Raw genomic sequence first — 14,109 nt, 5'->3', positions numbered from 1 at the left:
CCTACAAAAGCCTCGCCTACCCTCTTCGCGACTTTTTGTGTTGCTGACGTTTTTTCATTCGTTTTAGAAACTGTTTCTTTTGCTCCGGAGACATTTTTCGAAACCTTTCCCTTAACCTGGCTTTTTGTTCGGGCGACATATTTTTAAATCGAGCAAAGGCTTTTCGCAAACGCTTTCGCTCTTCAGGCGGTAATTGTTTGAATTTTTCGAATCGATTATTCAGTTTAGCTCGTTGTTCTGGTGTCAGGGACTGCCACTTTTTAAAACGTTCGGAGGCCACACTTCGCTGCTCAGGCGTCATACTCAACCAACGATTGGCACCCGCCACCAGCTTTTCTTTTTTGGCATCCGGCATATCATCCCAGCGCTTTTCAAATGGCTGTAAAAGTTTCTGTACATCACCGTTTAAAGACTGCCACTCAGTCGAACTGGCAAAACTATTTAAGGAAGCCAGGGTCATCCAGCTAGCTACAATTAGAAAAAATAACCGTTTCATTATTTTTCCTCCTTGGCAGACTCTAACAAACTAGCCTCTGCCGGCATTAACTCTTCATCAATATCCATCATATCTAACGGATCCGTCATTTCATCATCAAGCTGCGCACTATCGGCTAAAAAACTCAAAAAGGCTTCATCCATTTCTACTGTTTCTTTCGATTTATTAGACACCATTGCCGCTTGCTCTTCCTCACCGGACGGAACAGAGTGCCTTTCGTCGCTTTCTGAGTGCCCACTATTATTTGGCTGAGCAGCGTATCCTGGAGTCGTTATTATCATGGCTGCAATCAGTGCGGCTTTTTTACAAGTTCGCACTTTCTTCCTCCTCCGCTAACCAATAAGCAAACTCCAGGTCATCCAACATTTCAATATCCTCTTCCAGCACTTCGGCAAAAGGCGTTAGGTTTTCCTCTGGCTGTTGTGTATAAAACTGGGACACCATAAGCACAGCAAAAGCAAAACTCACACCACCAGCCAGTTTAAGAAAAGGAAAACTCGCACCTTTCTTTTCTACGGCCTTAGCTCTTGCCTGATTTAAAGCGCGTCTAACATCAGGATTTAAACTGGAGACACTTTCATCCAGGCCTTCACAAACTCGCTGCTCGATAGAGTCTTTAGCCAAGATTTCTGGATCAGAATTTTCATTTGGATCATTCATTCTGCTTACCTCACTCTTTATTAGTGCGTAATTAGTCCGTACCTGACGACACTTCTTCAAGAGCCTGTTGCAATGCTTCTCTCGCTCTTGAATAATGGGTTTTTACGCTACCTTCACTACAATTCATTGCTAATGCAGTTTCCTTAACACTGAGACCTTCCCAGCTTCTTAGCAAAAAGCATTGCTGCTGGCGATGTGGCAACTTCTTAACGGCATCGATCACCAACTCAACATTTCTCTGCCCATCAAGTTCCCTTTCTGGAGTAATATAATCACTCGCCTGGTCAATAAGGTCACCGCTTTCCGACTCTTCTGATGTACTCCGCCAGAAAAACACTTTGGCCTGAAGTGTTTTCTTACGCAGATGATCAGTTATACGCGATTGTAGAATTCGATAAAACAAAGGCTTCCATTCTTCTGCCGGATTTCCAGCATACTTTTCGACAAGTTTAATCATGGTGTCCTGAACAATATCCAAAGCATCAGAAGAATTACCAGTCGCCAGCTGCGCCATACGGTAAGCTTTCTTCTCTACTTCCATTAAGAATTTCTCTATCGACAAATTCAATAACCCTTGTTCGCTTTTTAATCGGTGTTGCTGTGTGCTACCGGGATTAACCCCCCAGTGAAAACAGCCGAGTTCTTGCTCTTCCCAAATCATGCCTATCTCCTTGAGAATAACTGATAGCACCGCAGCAAAGCAACGCTGCTGTTTTTAAGAAGGCGATTGGCGGCGTACTGCCTATCCATTGTGATTAAAGATCTTGCACCGGGACTCATCATATCCTTCACCTTCTCAATCCATCTTTATCAGTGCAGTTTGACAGACAACTTGATGACATCCATCACTTTGCTATCGCTTGAAAAACCACCAATCGCGTGCATAGCATCGATCGACTCACCTTCATTGAGGCGTTGCTGCAACTCATTGGAAAAATCAAGAAAATCTGAGAAAGCCAGAACCATCTCTCCGCTGCGAATAGTATAGATCCCTCGCTCAGACTTAGGTGTCAGAGTTACCAAAGTGTCGAAGCTGGTCAAATCGGTTCGGATTCCGCCTTGTTGCAACTTGTAAACCCCTTCCTCTGGCGTATTGATTATCAGAGTAGATGCGGTGATTTCAGCAAAGGCAACCAGTTCATCACTATCAGGCCAGTTGATATATATCTGGCTTCCTGACTCGGCATAATTGGTCACGCTCATGGCGTCAAAATCAGCAGGAGCGGTGCCGAAGGGCGACACAAAACCACTCACTCGAACCGAATCACCTGACTCGGCATTGGTCACCATCAAGTCGGCGATTGAAATTTCATAGTTCTGAGGATCCGCATCAAAGCTGGCATCGACTCCGGTTCCGGAAAAATCATATTGCTCGGGAGAACGCGCCTGCAATGACTGCAAGTTCAAATCAATTTGTACAGCGTCTATTGCCACAGCATGACCCGAAGCATATGTCAGACGCATTTTTACTGCGCCATCAGTTGCATCCAGACTAGCATTTTCAGCTTCTTCGCTCGCCTCAATATAGGTACCTAAAACAGTGACCGCCTGACCAACAGATAAATCGTCGATGGTTAACACTTCATCGCTTCTTCTCCACTTTTTGACCGTGGTTTCCTCACCTATGGATACGCTGAGTTCATCTCTAAATGTAACCTCACCACTTTCACGAATAAGTGAAGCGCCACGCACAGTCAATTGATTGTCCTTGCGAGCGACAATAACCCCTTTAACCGCGTCCCTGTCAAACCCTGGAACACTAGAACCAGCCACAACAGTCGCTGCGGTAAAATGACGACTGGAATGCTCAAACAGACCTTGAGTCACTGTCGCCGTGCCTGCAGGCAATTCAGCCAGAACTGTTAACCCTGTGTCTCCCGAGTAGCTTTCACCGTTGATATCAAACTGGGTGTTTTCATCGACAAAGATTGGTGCGCCACCGAAACGTCCTTCTTTTCGATGAAATGGTCTTACCGCAATTTTAAAGGCTGACTCTTCTTCGTTGACTCGCACCAGCGGCCCACGAAGTCTGAACTCTTTACTCAGTACCGGATCGACTTCGGCAACGATGAAGGGTTCTGTGGTAACTGTGACAGGTTCTACCTCCAGATCAACCGAATGTGACGCCGCCAGATTAAAATCCAGCTCCAGCAAGGCAGCCCGCGTTCTGCTAATAACCAGCGGATTATCCGCATCCAGCGAAAGTGTCAAAGTTGCTTCAGTGATTGCCTGTCCCGACTCATCGACCATAGAAGCGACGACCGCTTCACCGGATTTCTCAACTTGTATATCCGCATTGGCGTAGTTGAGTCGAATGCTGCCTGACTCATAGACCCCGGTTGGAATGGTCGCAGCTGCCGCCAATTCACTTAGATCAACATAGTCAGCAAAATCGATAGACTGAGTCGATGGCATTACTGAAACTTCAGCGCCATCTCGGCGAATAAGCGACAAACCGGTTACCTCCACCTGATAGGTAAGAAAGTCACCATCAGCATCAGTCAGCCCAATAAGTACCGTGCCACAGTCGGCGCTACCATCTTCGTCTTCGTCAAAAAGCTCGCACTCCGCTGCTTCGGCGATAGGGAGGTTTTCTTCGGAGCTACCGCCACAGGAGGTCAATAAACTAATGCCAAACGCTAAACAACAAGCTGTTATCCAGAAGTTTCTCCCGGAATTTTCGGTTTTTGAACCTTCACCAATCAAATTCATTGTTATATCCTCGATTGTTATTTTGAATACCGTTATTTAGAACGTCGCTTGTTCAATCGTCGTTATAGTGACTAAAACGCACCAGCCTCCAGTAGGTTGACACAAGCACTAACAATTTTTTTGGCTGAAACGCCCAAGTTAGAACTTTTGACTCTTTCGAAATGGATTTTAATAAGGCATCATGGGCAGACTTTCTTTCAGCTGATATAAAATAAAGACTGTAACAATGACTATTGATTGCCGCCCGGTTGACTATGCGAACTCTGTTGACGCCAATAATTTGGTCGAGCTTCTTGATGATTACGCCAAAGATCCCATGGGTGGTGGCTCCCCGCTGAAACCGGACGTTAAAGAAAAACTCGTGCGAGCAATGGCAGAGCGAAATGATGTCTTCAGTTTTATTGCCTATGAGCAAGATGAACCGGTAGGTTTAGTCAATTGTGTTGAAGGTTTTTCAACTTTTAAAGCGAAGCCTTTGATGAACATTCATGATTTAACGGTCAAACGGAGTCATCGCGGTAAAGGCATTGCCAGATTGCTGATGCAGGCGGCTGAAGATTTGGCGAAGTCCAGACACTGCTGCAAACTCACGCTGGAAGTTCTCGAAGGAAACGAAGTAGCCAAACAGGCCTATGTTAATTTTGGATTTAAAGGCTATGAGCTTGATCCGGAAATGGGCAAAGCGACTTTTTGGGAAAAGCCTTTAACCTGACAACCCGGTATTCACGACCTGATATTAATTGAAACCAGAGTAAGCTATTGTTTTTTGCTTTCGTAATATTTTTTCTCATTCTTGGTGGGCTGGTCTACTGGTATAGCGTTCGCGTTCAGAACAAGGCCCACCAACATAAGTTAGAGATGATTAGAAAAAAGATTGACGAAAACGAAAAGAAAAAACAATTGAAAGTACTTGAAGAGCAATTCAAATCCGATAAAAAGAAAAACTCTGAATAACAAGTAGAGTTAAGATTGTAAGGACATTCCATGGAAGTTACTTTTGGGACTGCCAAACAAGCAGAACTAAATGCTATTGTCGAAATGCTGGTTGATGACCCGCTTGGTCAACAAAGAGAAGCGACTACGAATTCTGAATCGGCGACTATTTCAGAACCCTACTCAGTTGCTTTTTCTCATATTTCAGAAGACCCGAACAATGAGTTGATTGTCGCGCGAACAACGCCCAACACGGAATGCCCTTCAGGTGTGGTCGCGGTTCTCCAACTAACCTATATTCCATCGCTCACCTATCAAGGTGCATGGCGAGCGCAAATTGAAGGCGTCAGAGTTCATAAGAGCTGTCGTGGAAAAGGCCTTGGAGAGAAGGTGTTTCGATGGTCAATTTCTCGAGCGAAAGAGCGAGGTTGTAAAATTGTTCAGTTGACCAGCGATAAGAAACGTCCAGATGCGATTCGTTTTTATGAAAAATTGGGGTTTGTAGCCAGTCATGAAGGGTTTAAATTGCATTTTTGATTTGGCTGTTGATTGACTCTGAGGACAGCTATCTCACTAAAGGGGACCTTTTAGCTTTTTTATAAAAGCTAGGGAAAACTTAATTTAAGAGCGTTTCGCAGCGCTGCGCTTTCCTGCGAGTAACTTTTTGTCAAGAGCAACAAAAAGTCACCAAAAAATGCCCAACGCTCAGGCCACCGGGCCAGCGCAATTGACTCTTGATAAGGCCTTAGCACTTCCTGGTCGCCCACCAACAATTTGTATTCACTCCCCACCCTCTAGTAGGACCTCTCTATGAACCATGAATAATACATTTTGAGTTGTGACTATACTCGTTGACAGAACTACCTTTTTGGGTTAATAAAACCAGAACTGATCGAAATAAGTTAAAGGTTTGGATGGATTTTACAGCCTGAACTTAACTCAATTCGTAACCCCGGCGCGAAAGCAACCATGCCCAGCATTTGGCTGCAATCATACCGAGAGGGCGATAGCAATTATCAGTTTTATCTATGTTAAAGATTTAGGAGATATTAACGCGCTCATGTAAGAGTGCCAGCGCAGCGATAAAGGGCTTTTTTGCCTACTTTTGCAGCTCTTGGCAAAAGTAGGTCGCACGCAAGCGTAGCGGTGCGAAATTCTTTTAAATTAAAATTTTGCCAAGCTTTTAAAAAAAGCGGAAGTCCCCTTTAGATAAAAAGCTACCACCTTGATAACTGTCAGATTTCAGAACAACTAAAATTCGAATATGTCAGCTTTAGTATGAACCGACGTAACCGAATACATAATACTACGATATATTTTCTTATCGAAGTTCCTTGTGGTTCTTAAATTTATAGGTCGTATTATTCGCTATTATGAAGCATCACATTGTTAATGCTTGATCGATTAGTATTTTTGTCAAACATAGAAGGACGATAAAAGGTTTTAAGATCTCCGATAAACATCTAAACAAAATTCTAAGCAGTGAGCGTTCAACGCTGAAACCGAGCGAATAACGAAGATATTTTTATCCAGGTATTTTTCATACAAATCATTCAGAAACTTTTCATTCCAGAATTTGGGACAAAGCTTTAGCGTTTTTAAACTTGCAACAGTTCCCTTAAACACATTACTGCCTTCCGGCCATCCTTCCGGCTTTCGAAAAAGACTCATCACAAAGCGCTTGATCACCCATCGATAATGGACGCTATAGGGCAAGTCGATATAAATCAGCGTATCGGCGGCATCGAGTCTTTGATAAAATGATTCAAAGGTTCCAAGACCTTCAATAATCCAGCTTTGTGATTGTATAATTTCATCATGTTTTGCCTTATAGGTTTCAGCATCAACCCTGGTTCCATCAGCCAGATACTCGAACAAATCAAGCGGATACAGTGAAACCTCAAGTTTTTTTGCCAGTTGTTTACTAAAGGTCGACTTACCGCCTCCCGGTTTGCCGAATACTGCGATCCTTTTCATTGAAATAATCGTATTTTCATTAAATTAAACGTACAAAAAGCGCTAGCCCTCAAAGGCTTCTCGATGCTGCTTTGCTTCTCCACAAATTTCATCCCAGGGCGCCTTTGAATCTACCCAGATATGATGGGCCACTTTTAGGTTTTCATCGCCACTCATAATCAAACCGCAAGGCACGTACATGCGAGTTTCATCATTTGAGCCAGGTAAAGGTGAACCACAGTTGGAGCAGAAACTCATCTGCCAGTCATGCCCGGGCTTTTCCCAGGAACTTATCTTATCTTCACCCTGTATCCATCGAAAATGCTCATTTGCTATAACGATGACAGGAATACCATTGGTCCCCGTCGCCCGGCGGCAAATCGAACAGTGGCAGTAGTAGACGTCAGAAACTGACGTATCAACTTCAAAAGCAACCTGTCCACAGTTGCACTCTCCTTTTAGCATGCAGCTCTCCTAAAAAACGAAATATTGTCCACACAAAAGTATCAACTATTTATCGACAAAACAAATCCGGCCGGATCAGTTAGAAAAAAGGGAATCAGGCAAAAAGTTATTTTGCTGACTCCCAAGGGCTAACATTCAAGGTTTTGAAATTAGAAGGAAAACTGTCACTTTGGCAAACGCATTGGTTATTTTGAGACGGATTCTAAAGCCAGCGATTGTGTTTGATTGTAAGCCTGTAAATCACGTACTTCAGTTTTACGGGCGATGTAGGCAAGTACCAGTTCCGATTGATTCAGAGTCGCAAAATCAATCAAAGAAGCACCGCTACATTCAGCCACCGGATAAATTTGAGTTAAGTGGGTTCTAGAGTCTTTCAGTGTTTTTCGAAACCTGGCCAAATTATCCTGCTTTACTGACTGGCAAAGCTTTTCCACCAGTTTTTCCTGATAAAATCCATTTTCCTGGGCGCCTAGAGAGTGCTGAGAGAAAATCCCGGAGATAAAAAAAGCCATTAAAATCATAAACTTTTTGGCATAAGTAGCTGTATGGTTCATAAGTCACCTCAAAATCAGTTAATAAAATCTTAATTGCATCACCTCGATGCGAAATGATTAAACAATCAATCATTGATTAAAATCTTAGGCTTATCGCTTAATACTCACAAACGATTTAAAATTAGCTACACTTAAGTTATTCTTAAGCAAGAAGTCAAAGACTGGTAAGTGATAGGATTGCTCCATTGGAAGAAAACTACCCTCTCCCCCTTACAGGGCTCAGACACTTTTACTGGGCGGCAAAACTTGGCAGCTTTAAACAAGCCGCCGAGAAACTGTTTGTCAGCGAAGCAGCCATAAGCCAGCAAATACGCAAAGTTGAATCACAGCTGGGCATCGAATTATTCGAAAGGCAACATCAAAAAGTCATACTGTCTGCAGATGGGGAAAAACTTTTTCCTTATGTACAATCGGCCTTCACCAGTCTGATTCAGGGAATCAATTTGCTCGCAGAAGATCCCAATCCCAACCGGCTAAATATATCGACAATGCCTTCTCTAGCTACTCATTGGCTAATTCAACGATTGATATTCTTTAACGAAATTCATCCAGAACTGACGATAACCATGGATACTTCGGTAGAAAGAAAAAGCTTTGAGCAGGGTGAACTAGATTTGGCCATTCGTTACGGCCAGGGAGTTTATCCTGGCTTGAAAAGTATATTATTGATGAAAGACCCGACGGTTTTGGTGTGCAGCCCTCGCTTATTGAAAGGTCCGACTATCACCCGCAAGGATATTCTTTCGTTACCCATGATCGCAGGTATCACTGACGGAGTTCGTACCGCATTGAGAAATATTCAGCAGGCTTATGGTATAAAGGACAATGAGCTTTCTGAAACGCTTTTATTAAAAGATGGTAGTCTAGGAGCGGAAGCAGCACGAGCCGGACAGGGCATTTCATTGCAGCGCCTTAGCCTGGTTGCAGATATGATCGATGCTGGCGAACTCGTATTTTCCGATGATTTCGCCTTTCATGGATACAACTTCTATGCGGTCGCTCCGGAAAGCCACTTTGAAAAAGACAAAGTCAAAAAATTCATGGCCTGGCTCAGTGCTGAAATGAAGAAAACGGAACTGAGAATTCAGCCTTTGGTGGCGCAGCTCAAGTTTTAATTAGTCCCGGTTGCTGACATCCTCATCGGTCCTGAACGAGTTCATTTTACAAAGCATTCAATATCAGTATGATAGAGACTTTTCAATGATCTAAGGACATTCCATGGGTTATCCAACTCCAATTCGCGTCGAGAAGCTATCTCAGGTGCTTCAAGGCGATGACTTCGACGCAGTTATTCTGGTTTCACCATCTGCCAGCTATGCTGCCCTACCTGAAATCGACCAAGCCCTTTCCGCGGCTAAGAAAATCGACAACCGTATCGGAACCGAAACAGTCATGCTACATGCGTCTAAATTAGCGGGTGGCCGTCTAATTCACGCGTTTACCGGCAATCTCAAAAATGATTATGATGACGTCAGAAATTTTAGCGATGCAGCCAAACAGGCTATAGATATTGCCAAAGCGGCAGGTTCAGTAAAACCAGCAATCATCGTCGACGGCGCACCGCAATCCTCTGACTACCAATTCGCGCTGGAAGCAGCTTATCTGGGAGCCTGCCAAGGGTTATGGCAACCGTTGGAAGCAAGACAGGATTTGGGAGAAGACCTTGAACCAGTGCAGTCCATCGGACTTTATGATCCGGATAGTCAGGTTGATCTGGCCTATCTGTCAGCGACCGAAGCAGGAAAAAGACTAGCCAGAGATCTTTGTGGTACCGAGCCAGAGCGCATGGCACCTATTGGCTTTGCTCAAACCTGCGTCGAGTCTTTTGAGAACTCTGAAATAAAAGTTAACGTTATTAGCGACCGTGCCCAACTCGAAAAAGATTTTCCGGTATTTTCCGCAGTCGCCAGAGCCTCTTATTCTGTAGAAAGGCACCACCCTCGTATTATCGAGCTGGAATATCAGGGCAAAGGCGATATTAAAAACACTCTGATGTTGGTGGGCAAAGCTGTAACCTACGATACTGGAGGTGCCGACGTAAAAACGGGTGGCCATATGGCTGGTATGAGTCGCGACAAAGGCGGCGGCGCAGCTGTAGCCGGCTTTATGAAGACTCTTGCCGAACTGAAACCAGAAGGAATCAAAGTTGTTGCCAAGATTGCCGCTGTCAGAAACTCAATTGGCACTGACTGCTATGTTGCTGACGAGATTATCGTAGGTCATTCTGGCAAAAGAATTCGGGTCGGTAATACCGATGCTGAAGGACGCCTTGCGATGGTGGATAGTTTATCTCACATGCGCGCGCAAGCTTCACAGGAAGTTAACCCAGCATTATTTACCGTTGCTACTCTCACCGGTCATGCTGCATTAACTGCCGGTCCTTATACGATTCTGGTAGCCAATGGTCCAGCAAGAAACCAGAGCCTTGCTCAGGATATTGCTGCAGCAGGCGAGCAATGGGGAGATGGTTGCGAAATCAGTCGTTCACGCAGAGAAGACTGGAAAATTATTCGTCCTCGTAGTAAAGCTGACGACGTACTTTCATCTAACAATGGCCCGTCGGTTTCTGTCGCTCGCGGACACCAGTTTCCAATGGCGTTCTTATCTCTCGCTTCTGGTCTGGATGATCATGGCAACAGCAGCAGTACGCCGATTCCCTATGTACATATTGATATTGCGGGGAGTGGTGTTGAAAGCGGAGACTGGCAACATGATAAACCAACGGCTGCGCCTATTATGGCTCTAGCGGCAAAATACCTTAGATAAATGCTCCAATTTAAAGCTGGCAGACTCTCTGTAAACTCTTTTTAAAATGATACCTGCTAGCTTTTATCTCTTTCGCCTATTGATTAAGGTAAGCGGGAGTTTAGATTAAATTAACGAAAACGATAATTGAGAGAGTCACTGATGCAAAAGCTCACAATAATAATACTGGCGGCAATGCTTGCTGCTTGTTCAGGAGAAGCTCCTGAACAAAAGGAAGTGGAGAAAAAAGTCCCGGAAACACGAATCGAACCGGCAATGGAAAATCAGGTGTCTGGTATTAGCTATCCAAAAACTCGCAAAGGCGAAATTGTTGATACATACTTCGGTGCTGACGTCGCTGATCCCTACCGCTGGCTGGAAGATGATATGAGTCTGGAAACCGGTGAGTGGGTCAAAACTCAAAATAAAGTGACCTTCTCTTATCTGGAAAAAATTCCCTATCGTGAAAAACTGAAGAAAAGACTCGAGGAAATGTGGAATTTCGAAAAAATCTCGGCACCGTATACTGAAGGAAACTACACCTATTTTAGTAAAAATGATGGCCTCCAGAATCAGTCGGTTATCTGGCGGCAGAAAGGAAACGGTGAGCCCGAAATATTTCTCGACCCGAACAAGTTTAGTGAAGACGGTACAACTTCCCTTGCAACCCTCAGTTTTTCCAAAGATGGCTCAATTGCAGCTTATTCAATTTCTGAAGGCGGCAGTGACTGGCGCAAAATAATTATCATCGATGCAGAAACCAGGAAGCAACTCGAAGAGCCTCTGGTAGATGTGAAATTCTCTGGAATTTCATGGAAAGGAAACGAAGGCTTTTACTACTCAAGTTATGATAAACCTGAAGGAAGTGAACTCTCGGCGAAAACAGATCAACACAAGCTCTACTATCATAAGCTGGGTCAAAAGCAGTCTGAAGACAAAGTGATTTTTGGTGCAAGTGAAACAGAAAAAAGACGCTATGTGTCAGGCACAGTAACTGAAGATGACAACTACCTGATTATCAGTGGCGCTGTCTCTACTTCAGGAAATGATCTTTATCTTAAAGACTTAACTAAAGCAGATAGCCCTTTAGTTACCATCCTGGATCACTTTGACTCAGATACCTATATTCTGGACAACATTGGAAGCAAACTCTATCTGGTCACCAACCTTAATGCTCCCAATAAAAAAGTAGTGACCGTTGACACAAACTCTCCAACCCCGGATAAATGGGTCGACTTTATAGCGGAAACAGAAAATGTTCTGTCGCCTACAACCGGTGGTGGTTATATCTTTGCGGACTACATGGTGGATGCTTTGTCTAAAATCGTTCAGTTTGATTATGACGGAAATCAAATTAGAGAAATTGAATTACCTGGACCGGGTAGCGCATCCTCCCCTTCAGGTAAGAGTAGTGACAAAACTCTTTATTACTCGTTTACGAACTATAAAACACCATCAACCATTTTCTCTTTCAATGTAGAAAGTGGTAAATCAAGTATATATCGAAAATCGGGCGCAAAATTTAATAGCGATGATTATGAGTCCAAGCAGGTATTTTATACCTCAAAAGATGGCACCCGAATCCCGATGATTATCACTTATAAAAAAGGAATTAAGTTAAACGGCAAGAATCCGACAATTCTTTACGGATATGGCGGCTTTAACGTTAGCTTGACACCTTCTTTCAGTGTAGCCAATGCAGTGTGGCTGGAACAGGGCGGTATCTATGCAGTGGCTAACTTGCGCGGAGGTGGTGAGTACGGCAAAAAATGGCACAAAGCGGGTATTCAAATGAACAAACAAAATGTATTTGATGACTTTATTGCCGCCGGTGAGCATTTGATAAAAGAAAATTATACTTCGAGCAACTATCTTGCAATCAAAGGCGGTTCCAACGGCGGCCTGCTAGTTGGCGCGGTAATGACACAGCGTCCAGATCTGATGAAGGTAGCACTACCCGCAGTAGGTGTACTGGATATGCTTCGCTATCACACCTTTACCGCTGGCGCTGGCTGGGCCTATGACTATGGCACCGCGGAACAAAGTAAGGACATGTTTGAATATCTCAAAAGCTACTCCCCGGTTCACAATGTAAAAGCTGGCGTCAAATATCCGGCGACTATGGTAACAACTGGCGATCATGATGATCGAGTCGTTCCTGCTCATTCGTTTAAATTCGCTGCAGAGCTTCAAGCTAAACAAGCTGGTGCAGCACCAACCTTGATTCGAATTGAAACCAACGCAGGCCATGGCGCTGGCACGCCAGTTTCTAAAACCATTGAACAATATGCAGATATCTACGCATTCACATTATTTAATATGGGAGTCGAGTCGATCGACTAGTTGTTTTATCCAGATAAACTTAAAGCCCGGACAGCCGGGCTTTTTATTGTCTATTATTCAAGGAATGGATACACTGGTTAAAATAAAAGCAACGGCAATTGTATTATCCGTTAGTCATTCACCAAACGGTTAAACCAATGAAATGTAGTGAAAATCAAAAAGTCGATCTTAATGAGGTGGCTCGTCACCTATGGTTTTTTTGCCAACAGGAAAAGATCGAATTTGATTTATTTAGTCACTCTTTGCAGCAAGCTTACCTTCCACTATTAACTCAGCTTTATTCGAAATACCTCGAACATAGAGAAAACAATCCACACAAAGCATTTGTAGTGGGCATTAATGGTGCTCAAGGTTCCGGCAAGTCGACGCTGGCCAGATTGTTAAATATTTTGCTTAAATCCTGCTTTTCTCTTGAAGTCTTAAACTTTTCTATCGACGACCTTTACCTGTCAGGAGAAGACCGAGCCGAACTTGCCGATAAAATCCACCCCCTGTTAAAAAAACGCGGGGTACCAGGAACTCACAATGTTGCACTAGGGATCTCACTGCTTAGACAACTTAGCCGTACAGATAAATTCAAACCCGTGAAGTTGCCTCTTTTTGACAAATCCCGCGATGAGCCCTGTACTCCAGAACATCAACGACTGGTAACTGATGCCCCCCAAATCATTATATTTGAAGGTTGGTGCGTCGCTACTCCGCCTGAAAGTGACGACGCTTTAAGATGTCCGATAAATGAATTAGAAAAAACACAGGATCCCGAAGGTAAATGGCGCCGCTGGGTTAATCAACAATTAAAAGAAAACTATCAATCACTCTTTGTGATGATCGACTATTTAATATTTTTGAAGGCCCCTAACTGGGAAGTTATTGCGCACTGGCGAAACGAGCAGGAAGAAAAATTGATTAGCCAATTAGCTCGCTCTAAACAAACTGAAGGGTCAATAAAAACAATGAACCAACAGGAAATTATCCAGTTTATTTCTCTTTTTGAAAGGCTCACTCGACATTCACTAATCGTACTGGATGATCTTGCTGATATCACGATTACGCTCAACCAGTACCGCTCTCCTAAACCGATTGATTTTGAAAATTAATGCTTGTTTCTTCAAGTAATCTGAGAAGCTATCGCGAATTAATATCTAACAGAACCCCAATTTCTTTTACGTTCTCCTTTATTCGATTTTTCTCTTGACGAGATATTTCGTTAAAAATAACTGTAAATTCTTGGACATCTCACCTAAC

The 14,109-nt window shown here is 43.6% G+C and carries 14 protein-coding genes; 6 read left to right on the top strand and 8 right to left on the bottom strand.

Annotated features, from left to right (window positions below):
• Window positions 1-16: 16 nt before the first annotated feature.
• From IYN84_RS00550 to IYN84_RS00530, 5 genes are all read right to left on the bottom strand, one after another.
• Window positions 17-496, bottom strand: coding sequence for a DUF3106 domain-containing protein (locus IYN84_RS00550; RefSeq protein ID WP_196137228.1), 480 nt, complete (start codon window positions 494-496; stop codon window positions 17-19).
• Window positions 496-813, bottom strand: a complete 318-nt coding sequence (locus IYN84_RS00545) for a hypothetical protein (protein ID WP_196137227.1) — start codon at window positions 811-813, stop codon at window positions 496-498. The genes IYN84_RS00550 and IYN84_RS00545 overlap by 1 nt, the downstream gene beginning before the upstream one ends.
• The gene (locus IYN84_RS00540; RefSeq protein WP_196137226.1) at window positions 800-1,156 is read right to left on the bottom strand and encodes a hypothetical protein; all 357 of its coding nucleotides are present in this window, start codon (window positions 1,154-1,156) and stop codon (window positions 800-802) included. Before IYN84_RS00540 ends, IYN84_RS00545 begins: the two co-directional genes overlap by 14 nt.
• 31 nt (window positions 1,157-1,187) lie before the next feature.
• The gene (locus IYN84_RS00535) at window positions 1,188-1,817 is read right to left on the bottom strand and encodes an RNA polymerase sigma factor (protein ID WP_196137225.1); all 630 of its coding nucleotides are present in this window, start codon (window positions 1,815-1,817) and stop codon (window positions 1,188-1,190) included.
• Window positions 1,818-1,966: 149 nt separating this feature from the next.
• Window positions 1,967-3,868 (bottom strand): hypothetical protein, encoded by a 1,902-nt coding sequence (locus IYN84_RS00530; protein ID WP_196137224.1) that lies wholly within the window; start codon window positions 3,866-3,868, stop codon window positions 1,967-1,969.
• 226 nt (window positions 3,869-4,094) lie between these two features.
• Here IYN84_RS00530 and IYN84_RS00525 point away from each other — a divergent pair, with 226 nt between their 5' ends.
• On the top strand, window positions 4,095-4,580 hold the full coding sequence (locus IYN84_RS00525; RefSeq protein ID WP_196137223.1) for a GNAT family N-acetyltransferase: 486 nt from the start codon (window positions 4,095-4,097) through the stop codon (window positions 4,578-4,580).
• A gap of 272 nt (window positions 4,581-4,852) precedes the next feature.
• Window positions 4,853-5,338, top strand: a complete 486-nt coding sequence (locus tag IYN84_RS00520; RefSeq protein WP_196137222.1) for an N-acetyltransferase — start codon at window positions 4,853-4,855, stop codon at window positions 5,336-5,338.
• A gap of 906 nt (window positions 5,339-6,244) precedes the next feature.
• Here the strand turns inward: IYN84_RS00520 and IYN84_RS00515 are convergent.
• The 3 genes from IYN84_RS00515 to IYN84_RS00505 all read right to left on the bottom strand — a co-directional run bounded on the left by IYN84_RS00515 (window position 6,245) and on the right by IYN84_RS00505 (window position 7,776).
• Complete coding sequence (locus tag IYN84_RS00515) at window positions 6,245-6,778, bottom strand: adenylate kinase (protein WP_196137221.1); 534 nt, start codon at window positions 6,776-6,778, stop codon at window positions 6,245-6,247.
• Window positions 6,779-6,820: 42 nt separating this feature from the next.
• Window positions 6,821-7,222, bottom strand: a complete 402-nt coding sequence (locus IYN84_RS00510) for a GFA family protein (protein ID WP_196137220.1) — start codon at window positions 7,220-7,222, stop codon at window positions 6,821-6,823.
• Window positions 7,223-7,407: 185 nt separating this feature from the next.
• Window positions 7,408-7,776, bottom strand: a complete 369-nt coding sequence (locus IYN84_RS00505; protein ID WP_196137219.1) for a DUF3718 domain-containing protein — start codon at window positions 7,774-7,776, stop codon at window positions 7,408-7,410.
• Window positions 7,777-7,961: 185 nt separating this feature from the next.
• Between IYN84_RS00505 and IYN84_RS00500 the strand changes: the two genes are divergently transcribed.
• From IYN84_RS00500 to IYN84_RS00485, 4 genes are all read left to right on the top strand, one after another.
• Window positions 7,962-8,891, top strand: a complete 930-nt coding sequence (locus IYN84_RS00500; RefSeq protein ID WP_196137218.1) for a LysR substrate-binding domain-containing protein — start codon at window positions 7,962-7,964, stop codon at window positions 8,889-8,891.
• Window positions 8,892-8,994: 103 nt separating this feature from the next.
• A complete protein-coding gene (locus IYN84_RS00495; protein ID WP_196137217.1) occupies window positions 8,995-10,542 on the top strand; it encodes a leucyl aminopeptidase family protein in 1,548 nt (515 codons plus the stop codon).
• Between the two features lie 141 nt (window positions 10,543-10,683).
• Entirely contained in the window at window positions 10,684-12,864 is a 2,181-nt protein-coding gene (locus tag IYN84_RS00490) for a prolyl oligopeptidase family protein (protein WP_196137216.1), read from the top strand.
• A gap of 137 nt (window positions 12,865-13,001) precedes the next feature.
• On the top strand, window positions 13,002-13,961 hold the full coding sequence (locus IYN84_RS00485; RefSeq protein ID WP_196137215.1) for a P-loop NTPase fold protein: 960 nt from the start codon (window positions 13,002-13,004) through the stop codon (window positions 13,959-13,961).
• Window positions 13,962-14,109 lie beyond the last annotated feature (148 nt).

The organism is Aliikangiella sp. G2MR2-5 (assembly GCF_015687155.1).
In the GTDB taxonomy this organism is placed as follows: Bacteria; Pseudomonadota; Gammaproteobacteria; order Enterobacterales; family Kangiellaceae; genus Aliikangiella.
Note: the sequence above shows the minus strand (reverse complement) of the source record. Positions and strands in the feature narration are given on the sequence as shown.

What these genes read in the sequence shown, in the direction of transcription:
- IYN84_RS00550 (WP_196137228.1), bottom strand. Translation starts at nt 496, where the DNA reads ATGAAACGGTTATTTTTTCTAATTGTAGCTAGCTGGATGACCCTGGCT.
- IYN84_RS00540 (WP_196137226.1), bottom strand. Translation starts at nt 1,156, where the DNA reads ATGAATGATCCAAATGAAAATTCTGATCCAGAAATCTTGGCTAAAGAC.
- IYN84_RS00535 (WP_196137225.1), bottom strand. Translation starts at nt 1,817, where the DNA reads ATGATTTGGGAAGAGCAAGAACTCGGCTGTTTTCACTGGGGGGTTAAT.
- IYN84_RS00530 (WP_196137224.1), bottom strand. Translation starts at nt 3,868, where the DNA reads ATGAATTTGATTGGTGAAGGTTCAAAAACCGAAAATTCCGGGAGAAAC.
- IYN84_RS00525 (WP_196137223.1), top strand. Translation starts at nt 4,095, where the DNA reads ATGACTATTGATTGCCGCCCGGTTGACTATGCGAACTCTGTTGACGCC.
- IYN84_RS00520 (WP_196137222.1), top strand. Translation starts at nt 4,853, where the DNA reads ATGGAAGTTACTTTTGGGACTGCCAAACAAGCAGAACTAAATGCTATT.
- IYN84_RS00515 (WP_196137221.1), bottom strand. Translation starts at nt 6,778, where the DNA reads ATGAAAAGGATCGCAGTATTCGGCAAACCGGGAGGCGGTAAGTCGACC.
- IYN84_RS00510 (WP_196137220.1), bottom strand. Translation starts at nt 7,222, where the DNA reads ATGCTAAAAGGAGAGTGCAACTGTGGACAGGTTGCTTTTGAAGTTGAT.
- IYN84_RS00505 (WP_196137219.1), bottom strand. Translation starts at nt 7,776, where the DNA reads ATGAACCATACAGCTACTTATGCCAAAAAGTTTATGATTTTAATGGCT.
- IYN84_RS00495 (WP_196137217.1), top strand. Translation starts at nt 8,995, where the DNA reads ATGGGTTATCCAACTCCAATTCGCGTCGAGAAGCTATCTCAGGTGCTT.
- IYN84_RS00490 (WP_196137216.1), top strand. Translation starts at nt 10,684, where the DNA reads ATGCAAAAGCTCACAATAATAATACTGGCGGCAATGCTTGCTGCTTGT.
- IYN84_RS00485 (WP_196137215.1), top strand. Translation starts at nt 13,002, where the DNA reads ATGAAATGTAGTGAAAATCAAAAAGTCGATCTTAATGAGGTGGCTCGT.